The organism is Chitinophaga sp. (assembly GCF_036566945.1).
GTDB lineage: Bacteria > Bacteroidota > Bacteroidia > Chitinophagales > Chitinophagaceae > Chitinophaga.
In genome coordinates this window covers 1-21,301 of the sequence record NZ_DATCVJ010000456.1, presented here as the reverse complement: position 1 = coordinate 21,301, position 21,301 = coordinate 1, and the positions used below count along the sequence as shown (strand labels likewise).

The following is a 21,301-nucleotide window of genomic DNA, read 5'->3' as shown; positions in this document are numbered from 1 at the left end:
ATAAAGCAAAAAGCTATTAAAGCGAATGACCAGAGCGGAATTAAATCCTTTGCTTTGGTCATTCGCTTTAATAGCTTTTTGCTTTATGCCTTCAGCTTTATGCTCCTTTAAATACGGGCTTTCTCTTCTCCAGGAAGGCTTGTATGCCTTCCGCATTATCGGCGGAATTACCGGCTATTTCCTGGCAATAGGCTTCGTAGTCGAGAACCGCGTCCAGGTCTTCTGTCATTCCTTTTGTCAGCATTTTTTTCATAAGTGCAATCGCTTTCGTAGGTGCGGCAGCGTAATAAGCTGCTTCTGCTTGCACGGTGGCGTCCAGTTCGGCGGCGGGCACTACTTTGTTGACCAGTCCCATTTGCAGTGCTTCCGGCGCTGTGATTTTAGTGGCTTTGGTAGCCAGTTCAAATGCACGGTGGTAGCCTACGGTACGGGGCAGGAAATAGGAGGAGCCGGAATCCAGTACCAGGGCGATGTTCACAAATATTTCAATCATGGTGGCTTCTTCGCTGGCAATAATCATATCGCAGGCGAGTGCGAGGGAGCACCCGGCGCCAGCCGCTACGCCATTGAGCCGGCATATCACCGGCTTGGGCATATTGCGGATGGCGCGTATAATTGGATTATAGCGTTTGTGGAGCGATTCACTTAAATCGCGTTTCCCCGACTCCATAGAAGCTTTGAGATCTTGCCCGCTGCTGAAAGCTTTCCCTGCTCCTGTCAGCACCACCACTCTCACTGCAGCATCTTTTTCTGCTTTTTTTAATGCGTCCTGCAGCTCGTAGCTGAGCGGATCGTTGAAGGCATTGTATACCTCAGGTCTGTTGAGTGTGATGGTAGCAATACCATCCTGGATATCCATTAATAAAGCCGCCATGATAGCTGGATTGTTTGGTGATTTACAGGGTTTCTTTCAGCCAGTTAAAGAATTCACGTTGCCATGCGATGGCGTTTTGTGGTTTCAGTACCCAGTGATTCTCTTCCGGGAAGTAGAGCAGTTTGCTCTTGATGCCTTTCAGCTGCGCCAGCTGGAAGGCTTGTAAGCCTTGCTCAATGGGCACGCGGAAGTCGATACCACCCTGTATAATAAGGATAGGCGTATTCCATTTGTTGGCATATTCACTTGGGTTGAAGTGCTTGTAGCCGTTGGCGTTAGCCGGGTCCCAGTAGGCGCCGATATCCCAGTTGGCAAACCAGAGTTCTTCTGTAGTGCCATACCAGCTTTTCAGGTCAAAAAGACCATCGTGGGCTATGAAGGATTTGAAACGGTTTTCGTGTACACCCGCCAGCATATATACGGAGTAGCCGCCGTAACTGGCGCCTACCGCACCTAAACGGGCTTTGTCTACATAACTCTCTTTGCTTACATCATCGATGGCGCTCAGGTAATCTTTAATCGGTTGTCCGCCCCAGTCTTTGCTGATCGAAGCATTCCACTCCACGCCATGGCCCGGCATTCCTCTTCTGTTAGGTGCTACTACAATGTAACCCTGAGAAGCCATCAGCTGAAAGTTCCAGCGATAGGAATAAAACTGGGATACTGCAGATTGAGGTCCACCCTGGCAATACAGCAGGGTAGGATATTTTTTAGCAGGGTCGAAGTTGGGCGGGAAGATCACCCAGGTGAGCATGTCCTTGCCATCTGTAGTTTTTACCCAGCGCTTTTCAATTTTGCACATGCCTATTTTGTCGTAGGCTGCTTTGTTTACGTTGGTAAGCGGGGTGAGGCTGCCTTTCTGTAAATCTACGGTGAACAGTTCTGCCGCATGGTTCATATCGGTGCGGGATACTACCAGGCTGTTGCCGCTTTGGGCCAGCATATCGTTGATATCAAAATCGCCGGTTGTTACCTGGCGTATATGCTTTTCCGTAGTTTGGGCTACATTTTTCTGCAGGGTAATTTCCAGCAATTGTTCGGTACCTTTTATAACGGCGAGGAAGTATATTTTTTTGCCATCGTTACTGAAGCGGGTGGCGCCGGCGGTGCCGTCCCAACCTTTGGTGAGATTGGTGATGGTGCCGGTAGCGCGGTCCAGGAGGATCACATCATTTTTATCTGCTTCGTATCCGTCGCGGGCCATGCTTAACCAGGTAATGTATTTACCGTCCTGGCTGAAGGCGGGCGCCACATCGTAGCCCATCATGCCTTGCGACAGGTTGCGGGTACTTTTGGTATCGAGATTATATTCGTAGATGTCGGTATTGGTGCTAAGGGCGTAATCTTTCCCGTATTTCTTCTTTGTTACATAGAGGATGCTTTTGCCGTCCTGGCTCCAGATCAGGTCTTCAGGGCCACCGGAGGGCATCTGCGGACAGTCAAATGGTTCATCCGCCATAATATCTACGGGGGTGCCTACCTCGCCATTGTTGTACGTAGCATAAAAAACATGTGAGAAGTTCCCATCTTCCCAGGTATCCCAGTGGCGGTAGTTGAGGTTATCATAGATCTGTACATTAGATTTCGGGAGATCTGTGTAATGATCGGCGCCGGAAATCTTCTTCACTTTCACTTCTTTCGAAAACAGGATATGTTTACCATCTGGGGAAATACGGATATTTTGCATACCGCCTTCCACATTGGTTTTCTGCACCGGATCGGAACCGTCGGTATTCATTTCATACCATTGTCCTTTGAGGGAAAAGCCAATTTTATTGCCTGGCAATATGGCTACATCGCCTTCTGCACCTGGTGTTTGGGTGAGTTGCTTTGGTGTGCCGCCGGCCAGTGGAATGGAATAAAGGTTTTTCTCGCCTTTATTTTCGGTCATATTGATCTGAGAAACGCCGTAGATAACGGTTTTGCCGTCAGCACTGATGGCTTCTCCACTCACCCGGCCCAATTGCCATAGCAATTCGGGTGTCATCTTATCCTGGGCTACTGCCATAGTTGAGATTAATAGTCCTGTCAGTAAAAAAGGTTTATACATGATATCGAAAAGTTGTTTTGGATCGGGTAAATGTAGGAAGAAATGGGATTGCCCGCTTCGCGGGGTTAAATTTCTTACTCAGGATTAGCAGGATTAGACTGATTTTGATGATTTTTTCTTTTTTTGACATCTATCTCGTTTCATCTCTCTAAAAGCATAAAAAACAAATACAATCATCAAAATCAGTTTAATCACTTTAATCCTGAGTAAATCTATGCGAGCGTAGCGAGCAAATTCTCTGTAAATTTGCTGCAAATTCAGAAATAACTTGATTGAGAAAAAACGAGTAGTAGAAAAAGAAGAAAGAGCCGTCATCGTGGGTGTTATCACCAAGGATCAGACAGAGCGCCAGGTAAACGAGTTCCTGGACGAGCTGATGTTCCTGGCAGAAACCGCAGGTGCTCAGGCCGTAAAACGCTTTACCCAGCGCCTGGCGCATCCCGACAGGGCTACCTTTGTAGGTAAGGGAAAGCTGGAAGAAATACATCAGTTTGTTGCAGGCAGGAATATATCACTGGTTATATTTGATGATGAGCTGACCGGCTCTCAGATAGCCAATATTGAAAAAGTGTTGAAGGTAAAGGTGATAGACCGTAGTGATCTTATCCTGGATATTTTTGCCCGCCGCGCCCGTACTGCACAGGCCAGAGTGCAGGTGGAGCTGGCACAGTACCAATACATCCTGCCCCGTTTACGTGGGATGTGGAGTCACCTGGAAAGACAGGGAGGTGGTATTGGTAGCCGGGGACCTGGGGAAGCGGAAATCGAAACGGATCGCCGTATCGTAAAGGACAAAATATCTTTGCTGCGCAAAAAACTGGAAGACATTGACCGGCAATCGCTCACCCAGCGGCAGGAACGCGGTGAATTTATTCGTGTGGCGCTGGTAGGTTATACCAACGTAGGTAAAAGTACCATCATGAATTTGCTCAGCAAAAGTGAGGTATTTGCCGAAAACAAGTTGTTTGCCACCCTGGACACCACCACGCGTAAGGTAGTTTTTGAACAAACGCCTTTCCTGCTCAGCGATACGGTAGGATTTATCCGCAAGCTGCCCCACCACCTGGTAGAGAGCTTCAAATCAACGCTGGACGAGGTGCGCGAAAGTGATATCCTGATCCATGTGGTAGATATTTCCCATCCGCAATACGAAGAGCAGATTGAAGTGGTAAACCGCACGCTGCAAGAGCTGAAAGCCTTTGAGAAGCCCACTATCATGATCTTTAATAAGATGGATCTGTATGAGGCCAACACCTTTGATCAGTGGCTGGAGCCAGAGATTAAGCAGGATATCCTGAATAACCTGAAGCAACATTGGGAAACAAAGAGCCAGGGCAACTGTGTATTCATTTCCGCGTTGGAAAAAAGGAATATCGAAGAACTGCGCAAAACCATCCTGGATAAGGTATCGCAGCTGTATAAGGAGCGTTTCCCTTATAAAACCGAATTCTTCTACTAATGGCCAAAGAGTATTCCTGGTATAAATTAGCAGAAGGGCAATTACCATTTACAGAGAAAGCGATCAGCGTGATAGAAGTAAATGGGAAGAAGATTTGCTGTACCCTGCATGAGGGACAGCTTTTCGCCTTTGCATATAAATGTCCGCATGCCGGTGGCATTATGGCCGATGGGGTAATAGATGCCGCCGGTAACGTGGTTTGTCCGCTGCACCGCTATAAATTTAGTCTGAAAAACGGCTACAACAGCAGCGGGGAAGGCTACTACCTGAAAACCTACCCGATAGAGCAGCGCGAAGATGGCCCTTGGTTGGGTATGGAAAAAAGTGGCTGGCTCTGGTAAGCAATTATCTTTCTGTTAAGAGTGATAAGTGTATTTGAAGTAACCGGCAGATGCCTGTAACTTTTCGTCATGCTGACTACACCTACAACCCGCAGATTTGTACTTACAGAAAAACAAGTATGGCTGCTGATAACAGCCATGGTTATATTGTTACAGTTCAGTGCCCTGTTTGTACCTATCCTGGAGCCCGACGGCGCACTCTATGCCGGTATTGCCAAAACCATGGTATTGAAACATGACTACTGGAATCTCTATGCAGATGGTTATGACTGGCTGGATAAGCCTCACTTCCCTTTCTGGATGACTGCTATCAGCTTCCAGCTCTTCGGTATTCACACCTGGTCTTATAAGCTTCCTGCCATTCTTTTTTTGTTGATGGGCGCGGGGTATACTTACCGTTTTGCGCTGGCTTTATACGATGAAAAGGTGGCCCGGTGGGCAGTTTGCATTCTCCTCACCGCCGAACACCTGGTGATTTCCAACAACGATGTGCGGGCAGAGCCTTATCTCACGGGGTTGATTATTGCGGCGGTGTATCATTTTTACAGGCGGGGAATCCTCCTGGGAGCCATTTTTACGGCTTTTGCCATCATGACTAAGGGTTTGTTTGCCCTGGTGCCTGTTTGTGCCGCTATTGGCGGCCAAATGCTATTTACACGTAACTGGAAGGAACTGTTTCACTGGCGCTGGTTACTGGCACTGCTGCTCATTGCTTTATTCATCACTCCCGAACTATATGCCCTGTACACACAGTTTGATTTGCATCCGGAGAAAATTGTATTTGGCAGCAATGGCGTTTCCGGACTGCGCTTTTTCTTCTGGGACAGCCAGTTTGGGCGATTTATGAACACCGGCCCTATCAAAGGCGCCGGCGATCCGTTTTTCTTTTTCCATACCCTGCTATGGGCTTTTCTCCCTTGGTCAGTGATGTTATACGCGGCGGTCATCATCTTCATAAAAAAATGGAAACAACAAACGGAATACTATTGCATATGTGCTGCCCTGGCCACATTTGTACTGTTTTCCCTCTCCCGCTTTCAGCTGCCTCATTACCTGAATATCATTTTCCCCTTTTTTGCTATTCTCACCGCACAGTATATTTTATCGCTGTACAGCACCAAAGGGCTGCAGTTTTTCCGGATCACACAATACACGATCATCATCCTGCTGGCCGTGGGCGTGGTGGTTATTGATCTGCTCTATAAGCCTGCGATGCATTATGCCTGGCTATTGCTGGCCGCCGCCTTGTTTTTCCTGTACCTCCTACTCCACTACTGGCTGGATAAGTCCACCAAACAGGCGGTGTTTTACCGGACTATTTCCATCAGCATCCTGCTGAATTTATACCTGAACACTATTTTATATCCTGATATGATGCAATACCAGAGTGGTTCTACGGCGGCAATATATGCAAATACCTATCTCCCCGGTCGTGCTGTCGGACTTTACCAGGCTAATTCCTATGCTTTTGATTTTTATTTGAAGGCGCCGGTCATCCGTGCAGATACCGCTTCTTCTCTTGTATTTACGACGCCGGAAGGCACCGCCGCCCTGCAACAGCAAGGATATAGCTGTACCGTGCTAAAATCATTTCCACATTTTTATGTCAGCAAACTGGATTTGCCATTTGTCCGAAAGGTGACACGGGCGGGTGCTTTAGGGGAAAGACAGCTGGTAGCAGTGGGGAAATGAAATTTTTTATTTCGGGTAAAACGTAGTGTGGTGGCTGGTGTTGTTTTCTTTTTACCAGTTTTTTTGAAAAAAATCAGAATAAGATTTTGCAAAAATAAAAATTTACCTATTTTTGCAATCCCAAATCGCGTAAACGATGAGGGCAACACTCCTCCTTAGCTCAGTTGGTTAGAGCATCTGACTGTTAATCAGAGGGTCTCTGGTTCAAGTCCAGAAGGGGGAGCAAAAAGCTGAAATTCTTTTTTACAAAGGATTTCAGCTTTTTTACTTAAGGTAGAAGAAGGTAAGTTTTCTTGAATTTTCTGTTTGAAGAAATAAAAATTTGATTAGATTTGCCGCCGGAAAATGATAGTAATATCATTGAAAAATATTCCTCCTTAGCTCAGTTGGTTAGAGCATCTGACTGTTAATCAGAGGGTCTCTGGTTCAAGTCCAGAAGGGGGAGCAGAAAAAAAGGGAAAGGTCTACATAAAGTAGACCTTTCCCTTTTTTATATTGTAGTATATGCCCGAGCAGAGGTGATCACTTCTGCTCAAAAAAATCCAATTCGGCAATCGCCGCAGATTTTCCACCAGCTGCAATTTCCGTCGCTTCTATCCGTATATAACGGGTAGTAACATTTTTCTTAAATTGATGATACCGTGTCACCGGATCATTTATGAGATTACCGAATTCGAAAGTTTCCGCCGTGTTCCATGTTTTACCATCAGCGCTAACTTTTATCACTCCTTTTGCCATCATTCCGGTAGCAGACTGATTTTGCGGGGTGTATGCAAATCCTTTCAGGGAACGTTCGGAACCCAGATCAATGTTGATAAATGGTGCAGTCGTATTTTCTTTAGACAACCAATAGGTTTTTTCGGACGCGTCGAACGCTTGTGCAGCCGGGTGGCCATCTGCCGAAGCGGTAGCTTCCAGCAGTTTCCAGTTTTCTTTGATGAGGCCAAACCGGTGTGTAGTTACCGGGCCTTTTCCGTTTTTATCAATGGCTACTGCTTTTACATCTCCCCCATCTAATTTAAATGCGCCATTATACTCGGTGGATTGTGGTCCGGGTTCGCTGCCATCTGTTGTATAAAAGATGCGATAGGCGCCGCTGATATTTTTTGATGCGTTTTCGCCATGCGGCTTCCAGTTAAAGGCAGTCTGGAGAGCATCAATGCTGACCATGCCTTCTAAGCTGCGCTGTAACTGTAATTGTGGAGCGCGTGTTTGATAATAATGAGCAGAAATGTTACTGATAGCAGGGATATCGCGCAATTCCAGTATACGCACCCGGAATTTGTTTGCGGTTACTTCCGGGAATCGCAGGATTCTTTTATAGCCAATATTAGTGGCCGTCGCGATTTCTTTCCACTGATTATCTATCCACGCATCCAGCGCATGTTTTTCTACCCGTTCTCCATGTGTGGAAATGGCTTCCTGCAATACCATGCGATTAATGGTCACCGGACGTGTAGTCGTTATGGTTATCTCCGGGTGATGATTGTCTACCAGCAAATAGCTCTCTGTGTCGTTGTCCAGTGCGTTGCGGGGGCCTTGCGCACCTTTGAACAGGTTGGTACCGTAAGTTTGTTTGATTCTTTTTCCTACTTCTTTCAAACAACTAACATCTGCAGGAGAAAACTTCCCTTCCCGGTTGGGTGGAATATTCAAGAGAAAAGTGGAATTGCCACCTACTGAGCGCTCATAGATATCGAATACGTCATCTGCACTTCTTACTTTCTGATAAATATCATCGCGGTAAAACCATCCCTCACGGATGGAGGTATTGGTTTCCGCCTGCTGATAATGCAGGAAATGACCTTTGTAAAGATCTTCCCTGCTACCCAATGATTCTGCTGTGAGGTCATCAAAGGTATTCAATGCGGCAGGATCTGTCTTGTAAGGGATCACATTCCACTCGGTATGTCTTGTTCTGCCCGACTCGTTACCACACCAGCGGATATCTTCTTTACCGAAGATGACCGCCTGCGGTGCCAGTTTATGAATCAGTTGCCGCCAGGAGGCATAAGTATACTGCTGGCCACCTTTCGATTTCGGCGTGGCGCCATCAAACCAAACTTCGTACATAGGGCCATATTCCGTTAACAGCTCAAACAGTTGATTCATGAAATATTCATTGTAATCATCTGTTTCAAAGGTGAACGTTGTTTTATTGCTAAACGGCCGGCCGGGTACCGCCCGGGGAATGGTTCGCGTAGTATATTTGCTGCCATTGCCATACAGGCCTTCCGGACTTTCTATCTGGTAAAGATCAGCGGGTGATAAATAAACGCCTACTTTCAGTCCGTACTTATTGCAGGATGCCACCAGTTCTTTTAAAATATCTCCTTTGCCATTTTTGTAGGCGGTAGACATAATACCATGTTTGGTATAACGGCTTTGCCACAACACAAATCCATCGTGATGTTTTACGGTGAGGAGCACCATCCTGATGCCGGCGGCTTTCATGGCTTCGCACCACTGATCGGTATCTAACCCTTTCAGATCAAATATGGCCGGATCTTCTTTGCCGTTTCCCCATTCCATCCTGGTAAATGTATTAGGGCCAAAATGTATAAAGGCAATAAATTCGTTTTTCAGCGCCCGGTATTGATTAGGAGTGGGTACTACGTGGGCTGCCTTTAAAATGATATCCGCTTCGGTATCAGTTGTTGATACAGGATACGTATTTTTTACCGGGAGTTCTGTCCTGGTTTGTGCTACAGCCGATAAAGATAACAGGCAGCCTAGTAATAAGGAAGAAAGTTTGTTCACGCGTTATTTTATTTATGAATGTATCTGCGACTTTAAGCGCATAGGTTCCGAATTCATTGGCGCCGGTAACAGGAAGGTATTTCTTTGGTGTAATGCCTGTTTTCCGTTGACTGCCAACTTTTTATTGTCACCAGGCAAACATAGCACTTGATTGGAAGAGATTACACATCCCGATTAGCATATTTCTACATTATATTAGCATAAGTAAACACTGACCTTATGCCGGAAATAGCGTATCAAGCCCGAAAAAAGGGCGACTGCCGCATCTTGATAAATCTGCTACTTGCTGTATGGTAGACAATTACAAGGAGTCTTGGCTCAGAAAAAAAATATTCAACCAGATGAATTATTTTTAAAAAAGATTAAAGCACCCCTTATGGCAAATAATAGTAATACTATACAACAGAAAATAGACAGCCTATTTGGCTTATATGCTACATACGGACACCTGGACTACGGGGAAGGCGTTACGCAGCTGATGCACATGGTGCAGGCGGCAAAACTGGCGCAGGCAGAAGGATTTGAGGAGGAAGTTATCCTGGCAGCCTTTTTCCACGACATCGGTCATTTCCTGGAAGAGGGAGAAGAGATGGGGATTTATGGAAAGCATGATCATGATCGTATGGGTGGTGAGTACCTGGTATCACTGGGATTTTCCGATAAGATGGCGAAGCTGGTGGCAAGCCATGTAGCGGCCAAACGTTATCTCACCTATAAAATTCCTGGTTACTACGAACAGTTATCGGATGCCAGTAAAAAAACGCTGGAGTACCAGGGCGGCCCCATGGAAGCCGTTGCTGCTAAAGCCTTTGAGGAAGATGCACTTTTTGACTTGTACTTAAAAATGCGTTACTGGGATGATCTGGCCAAAGAAACAGACCAGGTGGTGGACCCGCAGGAGGTGCTGTGGTTAAAAGAAATGGGGACCCGGGTTTTAGCGAATAGCGCCGCCTGAAAATAAAAGCAACAGCTGTTGCTTTTGCCGGCAGCAGCTGTTATCTGAAATTTCTCGCCTCGGCAAAAATATTTCCCTGTGTTACTTCCTGTTTTTGTTCCTGCTGCTGCTCTCCTGTTTCCTTTACTGTCTTAGCTCCTACCCTCGATGGAATAAGATGCTGCAATAATCTCGTTACATTATAGCAACGTTGTACTACCACATGCACTACCTCTCCTTCGCGTTGCAGTTTTCCTTCCACCATGAGTAACCGTGATTGCACAATTTCTTTCCGGAATTTGTCGAATGTTTTTTTGAAGACAACGAGGTTGCTACATCCGGTTTCGTCTTCAATGGTAATAAAACAAACACCGCTGGCGGTGCCGGGTCTTTGCCGTACCAGTACCAGTCCTGCTACTTTTACAGGTTGCCCGTCCTGAATGGTGTGGAGATCTTTGTTGGCAGTGATGTGGAGCTGTTGCAGTTTCCCGCGAACAAAGCTTACGGGATGTGCTTTTAATGAAAGTGTAGTGCTGCTGTAATCGTGTACCACATGCTCTGAGGTGGTCATTTCGGGGAGTTGTATATGCGCCTCGGCAACGCTGTCTGATGGTTGGCCGGTAAACATGCCTGTGGGACGGTCATGAAGGGCAGATACTTCCCAGAGTGCGCGGCGCCGGTCCAGGCCCATAGATCTGAAGGCATCTGCATCTGCTAATTTCTCTAATGTGGCTAGTGAAAGACCAGCATCACGGAGGGTAGGTATACTGGTATAATTACCCGTACTGTTGGAAAGAAAGCTTTGTAAGTCATCTTCCCGAATCCCTTTCACCTGGCGGAAGCCAAGCCGGAGGGCATGATATTTACCAGATTTTTCTTCCAGCTTATTATCCCATAGAGAAAGATTGATGTCTACAGGTCTTACCTCCACACCGTGATTGCGGGCGTCAATGACAATCTGCGCCGGGTGATAAAAGCCCATTGGCATACTGTTGAGTAATCCACAGGCAAAAACATCGGGATAGTAACATTTAATCCAGGAAGAAACATATACCAGCAATGCAAAACTAACGGCATGACTTTCCGGGAAACCATAGCTGCCAAAGCCTTCCAGCTGTTTGAAAATACGGTTGGCAAAATCTTCTTCGTATCCTTTTTTCATCATGCCGGTAACCAGTTTTTCCCGGAGCCGGGTAATAGTGCCAACAGATTTAAAGGTGGCCATGCTGCGCCGGAGTTCATCCGCTTCCGTGGGTGTAAAGCCTGCTGCAATGATTGCAATTTTCATGGCTTGTTCCTGGAATAAGGGAACGCCTAAGGTTTTACCTAAAATTTCTTCCAGTTCTTTGGAAGGGTAAGTCACCTTTTCTTCATCGTTACGGCGCCGCAGATAAGGATGCACCATGTCGCCCTGGATAGGGCCGGGCCGCACAATGGCCACTTCAATCACTAAATCATAAAAGCATTTCGGTTTTAGTCGTGGCAGCATTGATTGCTGGGCCCTGCTCTCGATCTGAAATACACCGATTGTATCTGCATGTCCTATCATTTCATAAACAGCCTTGTCATCTTCCGGAATGTTGGCCAGCGTAAAGTCTTTGTTGTAATGTATTTTGGCAAGATCGAACGTTTTACGGATACAGGTGAGCATACCGAGTGCCAGCACATCAATTTTAAGAAAGCGTAAGGCATCGATATCGTCTTTATTCCACTCAATATTGGTTCTGTTTTCCATGCGTGCATTCAGGATCGGGCACAGGTCAGAAAGCTTTCCCTGTGTGATCACAAAGCCGCCGGTATGTTGTCCGAGCTGCCGTGGAAAGCCCACCATCTGCTCGGTGAGATCCAACACTTTTCTTAAATGGGGATCATTGGGATTGAGTCCCTGCTCCGTTACCCGGTTGTTATCGAAGGACTCATCGGTGTATTCCTGGATAACGCCGGACAAGCGGTTGATCATATCCACAGAGAGTCCCATGGCTTTGCCTACATCGCGGATAGCGCCTTTGTGTCGTTGCTGGGTAACAGTGGCAACGATGGCGGCTCTGTCGCGTCCATATTTTTCATAGATGTATTGCATCACTTCTTCCCGTCGTTCATGTTCAAAGTCTACATCAATGTCTGGTGGCTCATTGCGTGCGGAAGAAATAAACCGCTCAAAGAGCAGATCAAATTTTGTTGGATTCACAGAAGTGATGCCTAAACAGAAACAAACAGTGGAGTTAGCCGCGGAACCACGCCCCTGGCATAGGATATGTTGTTTTCTGGCAAATCTCACAATATCATGTACCGTAAGAAAATAGGAAGCATAGTTCATTTCCTGAATGAATGTCAGCTCGTAGTTGATGTTGTATATTATTTTTTCAGGGAGATGATCACCGAATATTTCTTTGGCGCCCTGCCATGCGAGAAAAGTCAGTTCCTCCTGTGGTGTACGTCCTTCCGTAGTGAGTTCTTCCGGATATACGTATTCCAGGGAGTCGAGCGAGAACTGGCAGGCAGCAGCGATTTCCTGTGTGCGCTGCAGGGCATCAGGATATTGCCGGAACAGGCGTTGCATTTCAGCGGGCGGCTTCAGGTATCTTTCAGCGTTGACGTGTAAGCGATAACCGGCATTGTAGACGGTACATTTTTCTTTGACACAGGTTAATACATCCTGTAGTTGCCGGCGGTCAGGATGATGGTAGTGTACATCATTTGTGGCTGTTAATGGAATCTTCAACGTATCCGACAACTGAGAAAGCCGATACAGCTTTTTAAAGTCATCGCCCTGATAAGAGCGGGTGGCAGCAAGATACAGCTGGCCTTTCAATGCAGCACGGTATTCATGGAGTGCCTGTTTAAAATCATCGTCATAGTCAAAGAGGGAATTTAATGCAGCAGGTGGAATAACGATGAATTTAATGCCCGGAGCATGTTCAAATACATCTGCTTTATACAAATGACACTGCCCTTTTTCTGTCCGTAAATTGCCTTTTGTCAGCAGCGCAGACAGTCGCCCATAGGCTGCTCTGTCTGTAGGATAAGCGAGTAAACTGGGGCCATCCAGCAGATCGAGGCAGCATCCGGGAATGATGCGGATACCTTTTTCTTTCGCCGCCACATGTCCGCGAACAATGCCTGCGAGGGTGTTGTGGTCTGTAATGGCAATGGCGCTGTATCCCAAAGCAGCGGCCTGTTCTACCAGTTCTTCCGGATGAGAGGCGCCCTGTAGAAAGCTAAAGTTGGAGGTTACCTGTAATTCTGTGTAGTGCATACTTCATCATTTTCAATCATCACGCAAAAAAGCCATGAATAAACCAGTGCTGTGGTTTATTTGCATCATAATGTCCCAGTCTGAAAAGCCAGTAACGCCGGCCTTCTTCATCTTCCACGCTATAGTAATCTCTATGCTCCCCTCCTTCCAGCCACCATTCGCGTTCTATCCGTTCAGGGCCATCTGCTTTTTTTATCCGGTGCAGTTCCCCTTTGTAACGGAATAGCATTGGCGGATAATCGGGAATGGGAGCGGAAACTTCCACTGCTTCAGGTTTGGATAAAAGCTGGATAGGCCGGGGCCTGTCGGTGCGCCAGTCGATAGCAGGTTTTTCTTTTAAGCTGGTAGCGGATTTAATGGAGCGTTCCGGCCAGTGGTGCTGATCCGGTAAATAACGTTGTATGGTATCGGGACCCATTTTCCCGGTAAGCCTGTCCAGCAATTCCGCAACGATCACGTCTTCGAGTCCCCCTTTTGCTACCCACAACGTTTCCTGTGAAGGCAAGGCATCTTCTACTTTGGCGGCTTCCAGTACAAACAACTCGATGCCCAATGCCGGTTCTATCGTGGAAATTTTTCCATCAAATAGTTTGAAGAGATGAACGGGATTATGCGATGCGCGGTTGGTACCTATTTCTATTTGTTGAATATTAGCATCTACCCGGTAGCATTTAAATACGCAGGTACGCAGTCCTTTCCCTTCGGTAGAGAGTCTTTGACATAGGGCTTCCAAAAGCCGCTGTAGCGCAATTTCGATACCCGTGCTGGTCATAATAGGCTCCATGCTGGGTAATCGTTCCTGATAAGGTTCGGGAGGTTGTAATGGCTCCAGGGCTTCTTCTTCCAGGCCAATGGCCTGATCCAGCCGGCGTAGCATTGGCTGGCCAAATCGCCGGCGCAGTGCGGCGCGGGGCATGCCAATGAAATTTTCTACCTGGTATAGTCCGAGTTTTTGCAGTCGTTCTACTACCGTTAACTCCAGGCGCAATGCTGCGGGAGGCAGTGATAGCAGGCAGTTGGTTTGCTCTCCGGTTGGTATGATATCAGCGCCTTGTCCATAGCGTGCAATGGCCCATGCTGCGCCAATGGTATCGGCCATGCCGCCACCTACATCGTAGCCGAAATTTTTTAATCGGGAAAGAATATCCTGTAAATAGAGCGCTTCTCCGCCCCACAGGTGTGCGCAGCCGCTGATATCGAGGATGAGTCCATCGGGTGGATCAATAGCGGTAACCGGTGTAAAACGAATGCACCAATGACCGAGTGAAGTCAGGAGTCTGACGGGTAACTCCGGCACTTCATCCAATACCTGGAGCGTGGTAAAGAGGGCCCGGGCATCGGCAACAGACATATCCGCATTGATGCCATGTGCCTGCGCCGCTGCATTGGCGGCGGTTACTTTCATCCGGCCATGATCCGGTGCTGCCAATACAAAAGGGGTGTTTCGCAGCTGGGGCTGCCGGCGGGTGAACCAATCCGTCAGTAAATGACGGAACCATATCGTTACAAAGCGCCGGGACATATCAACCTATTTTTCGGATGGGTTGCTGCGGGGTTAGGGTCATTCGTTTGTGCACCGGCTGGAACCTGCCCGCAGACCATTCTACCTGCCATACGCCTGGTTTGCCATGACGGATTTTTTCTAACGCCACATTCCAGCGGGGAAAGCCTACGCCAGGCAGTTGATCTTCCTGCTCACTCATCAGGGGAGTTATTTTCCATCTGGAAATACAGGTAGTCGTACCAATATTGCGGGGCTGATGCCGGTGAATAAATCCGGTTACCCTGCTTTGCTCTACGGCTAATTGCAGCCGTCTGGAGTTAGTGAAACTAATCTCTTTTATTTCGCCGATAACAGCTGCCAGCCCTTCACATTTGAGTGCTTCCTCCATGGCCCAGAGGGCATCTTTGTCGCGCTGCAGGTCAACAAAAATGATCTGATCCGGCTCAATGCCAAAGCTCTTTAAAGCCGGAGGAAAAATGGTACGGGAAGTACTGATCCATAAACAAATGCCGCCTCCTGTCATCAAACATCCCAATAAGCCACTGATGAAACCAGCGGTGGCCGCAGCTTCCTCCGTTGCGGTGCTCAGAAATTCATGCACAGCACCTGTAGGAAATGAATGATTCGGAAATGCATCTTTTATAGGCCCAAGCCCCACATCTACGGCAGCACTGTTTAATGTTGGTTTGAACCCTTGTAAAAGAAGGATATCCTTTTGCAATTGCGCGATGATATCTGCTTTTTTTGCGGGCATCGTTGTGAATTTAAAACTAATTTATTTAGCAATTATACTAATTTAATTAGTATTTAAAGCATATTATTTTCCATATTCTACTAATCACTCAAAGACAGAACGTTAGCTGCCAGCGCGGGCGCAGCGGTTTTGTTTCCCCATCAAACAATATGCTTCTCCCATTGTTATTCTACCCGGCACCTCAAACGAACACACCATTAAAGAAAAGTATCCATGCAAAACCGCATATCCTGCTGTACAGTATGTATGAACCGGACCATACACCTGAAGCAAACCCTGAAACGTAATATCCACGATAATGCCGGGTATCATAATATTGAATTCGTCATCCTCGATTACGGCTCGCGGGATGACCTGTACGACTGGGTTCAAACCGAGTTGCAACAGGAGATCGACACCGGTCTGGTGGTGTATTTCCGGACCACAGACCCACAATTTTTCCATATGAGCCATTCCAAAAATATGGCGTTCCGACTCGCTACCGGCGATATACTCTGTAGCATAGATGCGGATAATTTCATCGGTCCCGGCTTCGCAGAATATGTGAATGAACAATTCAATAAAGACCCGGATATCTTTCTAATGCCGCCCCGTATTGGCACTCACAAAAAGTATTGGGACGTACAAGGACGTATCTGCGTGAAGCGCGACGACTTTTATAAACTGAGAGGGTATGATGAAAAGGTGATGGATTATGGTTACGAAGACCAGGACTTTAAAGGCAGACTGGAAGTATATGGACGTAAAAGTGTAGTCATTAAAAATCCGGAATTCCTGGATGCCATTACACATGATGATAGCATGCGGATAGCGGACGGCTTCTCTACAAAAAAAACAAAAGAAGTACTGATTTCTGTAGCCAGCGATGAGCTGACAGAAATTATTTACCTGGAAGAAAATAATGTATTTGAAACATTTTATGTTCCCAACGATTCATTGGCCAGTGGAAAATTAAATGATTGTGTACTGCATCCCAAAAAGCGATATGCCGGCGCCTACAGGCACGATGGGCAAGCCATTCAGCTGTACAAGGAAAACGGTACCTTATTTCAGACGCTGATGTACAAAAGTAAGGATCAACTCATCTCTGATGATCACCGGCATTTTAATCGTATTAATTCTGATCTGCTGCGGGAAAACTTCTTACTAAAAAGAGCTATTTATGTAGGCAAGAGAATTTTCTCCCAAAATAAAATCAAAGGAGGAATGATAAATGAAAATGGCTTCGGACAAGGCACTGTTTATCAGAATTTTTCAGCTATAAAAATTCATTTAGGAGAAGAAGTAACAGCAGGCCGAATTTGATTTTGGACAAAACTTTGCTAACTTCGCCACCATTAAAGTCTGCAGTAATGCGGACTTTTTGTATTTAAAGCGTTAATAAATCAAAAGAGCAGGAGATTTTCATTAATTTCCGACCTTAATTCAAGGATCATAATGATAGCAAGCAGCAAATTTATAGCGGTGGAAGGTTTAGATGGCGCCGGAAAGTCTACGCAGATAGAACTGCTGACACAATACCTGGCGTCAAAAAATGAGAAGACCAAATTCGTACATTTTCCCCGGAGCAATCAGGGCGTATTTGGAGAACTCATTGCAAAATTTCTCCGTGGTGAATTTGGCGAGGTGAAAAATGTACATCCGCAACTGGTGGCGTTATTATTTGCGGAAGACCGGAAAGCATTTGCTGCTACCATCAATGAATGGCTGCGTGATGGCTATTTTGTGCTGGTAGACCGATACGTACTCTCCAACATTGCCTTTCAATGCGCCAAGCTACATACGGATGAAGAAAAAACATACCTGCGTAACTGGATCAACGACTTTGAATATCAATACAACCAAATCCCCAAACCACAATTTTCTATCTACCTCGATGTGCCGTTTTCTTTCGTAGAATCTGCGCTGGCTAAAAGACGCGCCAACGAAGACCGGGACTATCTCCAGGGCAAAGATGATATCCACGAAAAAGATACTTCCCTGCAACAGGCGGTGAAAAAAGAGTATGAAGCCATGTTGCTGGCAGATGATAGCATCAACAGAATTGTTTGCGCGAATGAAACCCAGGGCATGCGGTCTATCGCAGAAATTCATGCAGAAATTATACAGTTGGTGAATAGCCGGATTCAATTATAGTCTCCTAAAAATTCCGCTTTCGATCATTCTATTTCCTTTTTGCGTAATGAGGAGATAAAGAGAAGCTGCTAGCTTTGCGGCTTCAATTTATCAACCTATATATGCGTAGTATATCTTTACTAATTCCCGCCCTGTTGGGAATTACACTATCAACGAATGCTCAGCAAGCTGTTTTAAAAGGCACCGTGAAAACCGATACCGGTGAGCAGCTGCCATTTGCAAACGTTAGTATCCCCGGATCAAAAACAGGTGTAGTGGCCAGTAAAACAGGCGCTTTTATACTCACACTGGCCAAAGCCGGCACTTACAAAATAAAGGTAACCAGTGTAGGATATAAAGGAACCGAACAAACGGTTACACTGCTTCCTAATGATACCACTCACCAGGAAATAACGTTGTCCTCCAATGGCGACCTGCAGGAGTTTGTAGTATCTGCCAGCCGTAAACAGGAAACGCTGGACCAGGTTCCCTCCTCCATCACTATTCTGGGCGCTAAAGACTTAGCTATTCAGAAAGGCATCAGTAATAATATTTCAGACATCCTCGCGAACAGTGTACCGGGACTGGGTTTCGCCAGCAATACCACCGGTAACTCAGGACAAACACTGAGAGGTAGAGAAATATTGGTGATGATTGATGGTATCCCACAATCAACGCCTTTACGAAATGGTGGCCGCGATATTCGCAGCATCGACCCTTCTGCGATTGAAAGAGTAGAAGTGATCAAAGGAGCTACCGCTATTTATGGTAATGGCGCCGATGGCGGATTGATTAACTACATTACCAAAAAAGCTACACCCGGACAGCCTTTGAGCGGACAAACCACTTTAGGCGCTAATACTCAGCTGAAAAATGCACAACATACCGGCGGCTGGCAGGTAGGACAACTCCTATCCGGTTCTTACAAAAAACTGGATTATGTAGTTTCCGGACACTATGAACAAACCGGTGTGTATAAAGATGCCAAAGGCGTAGTCCTCTCTCCTGACTATGGTTTGGGAGAAACACAGCTATGGAATGCTTACACCAAAATTGGCTACAGCATCAATTCCAATAATCGGGTGGAAGTGATGTATAACTTTTTCGGCAGCCAGCAACGGAGCGATTATATACTCAAAAAAGGCCACTATCGCGATACGGCAGCTACCGGCGTTTTCGGTACCCGCCCCGGCGATCCCGAAGGAACGCCTTACAACCACAACGTAAATGTGCATTATGGCAGCCAGAAAATTATAGGGAACACCGATCTGGATATCAATGTGTACTATCAGAAATTTTATACCGTATTTTCCTGGGTAGATTCCTTCGTAGGTGGTGGACAATCCACAATTTCATCGGATAAAAAAGGCGTACGTATTAATTTATCTACTCCCTTTCGGACAGGTAAAAACATAGAAGGCGACCTGGTATACGGATTAGATCTCCTGACTGATAAAACAGCGCAAAAGCTGACTGATGGCAGAACCTGGGTGCCGGAAATGAGCATGCGCAACCTCGCGCCGTACGCACAATTGAAGACTACCTTTTTCAAACACCTGATATTAAAAGCGGGTGCGCGTTACGAAAATATTAATGTAGATGTACCTGATTATACCACCATCATTTCTCTGAATACCAAAACAGGCTTATATTCTGAAGGCGGTAAAAGTGTAAAAGGCGGCGCTATTGATTACAACGCCCTGGTGTTTAATGCAGGCTTACGTTATAATGAACTGAAGTATTTCAAACCTTTTATCAGCTACTCCCAGAGCTTTTCAGTGAATGAACTGGGTCGTACTTTACGTACTGCCAGCGAAAGCACCGTATCCCTGCTGAAAACAAAAGCCATCGTTGCTAATAACTACGAGGCTGGCTTCAACAGCTCCTTAGGCCCTGTAGAACTGGAAGGAGCCTATTATATCAGCACCTCTAAATTAGGGGCTAACTACACACTGGTAGAAGGCCGGTTTGAAATAGCGCGGGAGCCGATTAAGATCCACGGTTTCGAAATAGCTGCTGATGTACGCATCTTGAAAAACCTGGGTGCAGGTGCTTCTTATTCCTATATCGAAGGTAAAATAGATGCTAACAAAAATGGCCAATACAACGATAAAGAAGATGCTTATATTTTGGGAGATAAAATTGCGCCACCAAAGTTAACGGCTTACATCCGCTACCAGCCGGTGAAGCAATGGAATTTACGCATTCAAATGCTGCAGGCGGGCGCGCGTAACCGCTTTGCACCAGATGCCAACGGTGCCTATACTTATGGAAAAGGCCCTATACAGCAGTTTACGTTATTTAGCCTCTTCTCTGATTTTAATATAGATGGCCATAGCAGCGTGCAGGTGGGTGTAGACAATCTTTTTAACAAGGACTATTACACCGTTACGTCTCAATGGAATGCCCGGAATGAGAACTTCATCAAAGGTTCCGGCACCCGTGTTAATATCACCTACAACTATAAATTTTAAAAGGAACGTGCAGCTTCTCTTTCAGAAAAGAGAAGCTGCACGTTCCTTAAACAAGTTATCAGGGCTGTAATTGCAATAACCTTTCGGCATTGCTATGAAATATTTTCTCCTGCTCTTCTTTTGTAAATCCCATCGCTTCTATTCCTTTAATGGCTTCACCCGGTGTGAAAATGGGGTAGTCGGAGCCAAACAGGAACTGGTCTACACCGATTTTCCGGATAGTCCACACCAGCTGATCCCGATAAGGGGAATCCCCCAGCAAAGGCGCAATCGCCGACAAATCCATCCAGATATTTGATTTATACCAGGGATATTTCTTCAACGCTTCAATAGCAATGAGTTGCGGGAAATTTACCACGCCCATATGTGCAAATATGAATTTGGCTTCCGGGTTGGTCACCGCCAGCATAATCAGTTTGCCAATTTCACTGTTGTCGAGTAAGCTATAACTGTCAAGCAGCAACGTCATATGCAGCTCTCCGGCTTTTTTAGCAATAGCCGCTACTTCCGGCGCTGCTACGTCAAAGCGTTGGGTGTTGGGATGTAGCTTTATTACCTGTACGCCTTGTTGGTGTACCCGCTCCATTTCTGCAAAAGCGGAATCTCCATCCATCGGATGCACGGAACAGACAGGAATAAGGGAAGGGTACTTTTTACTGAGGGCAATAATGCTGTCATTTCTCCAGCGGGTATTGGCCATATCCCCTTTCCAGGCAATGGTGATAATAGTCGCTTTGGCAATAGGAACCGCCGCCATAAAGGTTTGTATATCCTTCAGGGAATTGGTGCGCTCTACGCTCATGCTTTTCACTTCCTGCTCGTCGAGGCCAATATGCACATGCATGTCTATTATTTTCCCTTTATAGTGCGGAGCGGAAGACTGGCTTACTCCTCTGATGGCAATCAATAGCAAGGCCAGGTTGAAAACAGGGATCAGGAACTTTCTCATAATAGCAGATCTTGGATGATTTTTTTTAGCAAAAACCGGTGTTCTAAATTACATCTATTTTTACAGTTGGTAAGACAGAAAAAAAAGAAAGATCGTTTAGCCTTCACCGGGAGTCCTCCCAAAATATTTTGTGTGCTTG

At 46.2% G+C, this 21,301-nt stretch carries 14 protein-coding genes and 2 tRNA genes; 9 read left to right on the top strand and 7 right to left on the bottom strand.

Features of this window, described 5'->3' with window-relative positions; translation table 11 throughout:
* Positions 1-97 precede the first annotated feature (97 nt).
* Positions 98-874, bottom strand: a complete 777-nt coding sequence (locus VIP81_RS14075; protein ID WP_331961659.1) for an enoyl-CoA hydratase-related protein — start codon at positions 872-874, stop codon at positions 98-100.
* A 22-nt stretch (positions 875-896) separates the two neighbouring features.
* Complete coding sequence (locus tag VIP81_RS14070; protein ID WP_331961656.1) at positions 897-2,882, bottom strand: S9 family peptidase; 1,986 nt, start codon at positions 2,880-2,882, stop codon at positions 897-899.
* A gap of 310 nt (positions 2,883-3,192) precedes the next feature.
* Here VIP81_RS14070 and hflX point away from each other — a divergent pair, with 310 nt between their 5' ends.
* The 5 genes from hflX to VIP81_RS14045 all read left to right on the top strand — a co-directional run bounded on the left by hflX (position 3,193) and on the right by VIP81_RS14045 (position 6,861).
* Positions 3,193-4,383 carry a GTPase HflX gene (gene hflX, locus VIP81_RS14065; protein WP_331961653.1) on the top strand — a complete coding sequence of 397 codons (1,191 nt, stop codon included), beginning with the start codon at positions 3,193-3,195 and terminating at the stop codon, positions 4,381-4,383.
* On the top strand, positions 4,383-4,724 hold the full coding sequence (locus tag VIP81_RS14060; protein WP_331961650.1) for a Rieske (2Fe-2S) protein: 342 nt from the start codon (positions 4,383-4,385) through the stop codon (positions 4,722-4,724). The genes hflX and VIP81_RS14060 overlap by 1 nt, the downstream gene beginning before the upstream one ends.
* 69 nt (positions 4,725-4,793) lie before the next feature.
* Positions 4,794-6,416 (top strand): ArnT family glycosyltransferase, encoded by a 1,623-nt coding sequence (locus VIP81_RS14055; protein ID WP_331961647.1) that lies wholly within the window; start codon positions 4,794-4,796, stop codon positions 6,414-6,416.
* A gap of 149 nt (positions 6,417-6,565) precedes the next feature.
* A tRNA-Asn gene (locus tag VIP81_RS14050) sits at positions 6,566-6,639 on the top strand.
* 148 nt (positions 6,640-6,787) lie between these two features.
* A tRNA-Asn gene (locus VIP81_RS14045) sits at positions 6,788-6,861 on the top strand.
* Positions 6,862-6,938: 77 nt separating this feature from the next.
* Here VIP81_RS14045 and VIP81_RS14040 read toward each other — a convergent pair.
* Positions 6,939-9,176, bottom strand: coding sequence for an alpha-L-fucosidase (locus VIP81_RS14040; protein ID WP_331961644.1), 2,238 nt, complete (start codon positions 9,174-9,176; stop codon positions 6,939-6,941).
* Between the two features lie 376 nt (positions 9,177-9,552).
* On the opposite strand from VIP81_RS14040, the gene VIP81_RS14035 reads away from it, so the two are divergent.
* The gene (locus VIP81_RS14035) at positions 9,553-10,131 is read left to right on the top strand and encodes an HDIG domain-containing metalloprotein (RefSeq protein WP_331961641.1); all 579 of its coding nucleotides are present in this window, start codon (positions 9,553-9,555) and stop codon (positions 10,129-10,131) included.
* 40 nt (positions 10,132-10,171) lie between these two features.
* Here the strand turns inward: VIP81_RS14035 and VIP81_RS14030 are convergent, their stop codons facing one another.
* From VIP81_RS14030 to VIP81_RS14020, 3 genes are read right to left on the bottom strand one after another with little or no spacing between them, the layout of a single operon-like run.
* On the bottom strand, positions 10,172-13,366 hold the full coding sequence (locus tag VIP81_RS14030; RefSeq protein WP_331961638.1) for an error-prone DNA polymerase: 3,195 nt from the start codon (positions 13,364-13,366) through the stop codon (positions 10,172-10,174).
* Between the two features lie 19 nt (positions 13,367-13,385).
* The gene (locus VIP81_RS14025; RefSeq protein ID WP_331961635.1) at positions 13,386-14,888 is read right to left on the bottom strand and encodes a DNA polymerase Y family protein; all 1,503 of its coding nucleotides are present in this window, start codon (positions 14,886-14,888) and stop codon (positions 13,386-13,388) included.
* A gap of 1 nt (position 14,889) precedes the next feature.
* The gene (locus VIP81_RS14020; RefSeq protein WP_331961632.1) at positions 14,890-15,624 is read right to left on the bottom strand and encodes an Error-prone repair protein ImuA; all 735 of its coding nucleotides are present in this window, start codon (positions 15,622-15,624) and stop codon (positions 14,890-14,892) included.
* A gap of 213 nt (positions 15,625-15,837) precedes the next feature.
* Between VIP81_RS14020 and VIP81_RS14015 the strand changes: the two genes are divergently transcribed.
* The 3 genes from VIP81_RS14015 (at position 15,838) to VIP81_RS14005 (ending at position 20,213) form a co-directional block, all read left to right on the top strand.
* Positions 15,838-16,929, top strand: coding sequence for a glycosyltransferase family A protein (locus tag VIP81_RS14015; protein ID WP_331961630.1), 1,092 nt, complete (start codon positions 15,838-15,840; stop codon positions 16,927-16,929).
* A gap of 132 nt (positions 16,930-17,061) precedes the next feature.
* Entirely contained in the window at positions 17,062-17,760 is a 699-nt protein-coding gene (gene tmk / locus VIP81_RS14010; RefSeq protein WP_331961627.1) for a dTMP kinase, read from the top strand.
* 101 nt (positions 17,761-17,861) lie between these two features.
* On the top strand, positions 17,862-20,213 hold the full coding sequence (locus VIP81_RS14005) for a TonB-dependent receptor (RefSeq protein WP_331961624.1): 2,352 nt from the start codon (positions 17,862-17,864) through the stop codon (positions 20,211-20,213).
* 58 nt (positions 20,214-20,271) lie between these two features.
* Here VIP81_RS14005 and VIP81_RS14000 read toward each other — a convergent pair whose 3' ends face one another.
* Positions 20,272-21,162 carry an amidohydrolase family protein gene (locus VIP81_RS14000; RefSeq protein WP_331961621.1) on the bottom strand — a complete coding sequence of 297 codons (891 nt, stop codon included), beginning with the start codon at positions 21,160-21,162 and terminating at the stop codon, positions 20,272-20,274.
* Positions 21,163-21,301: the final 139 nt, after the last annotated feature.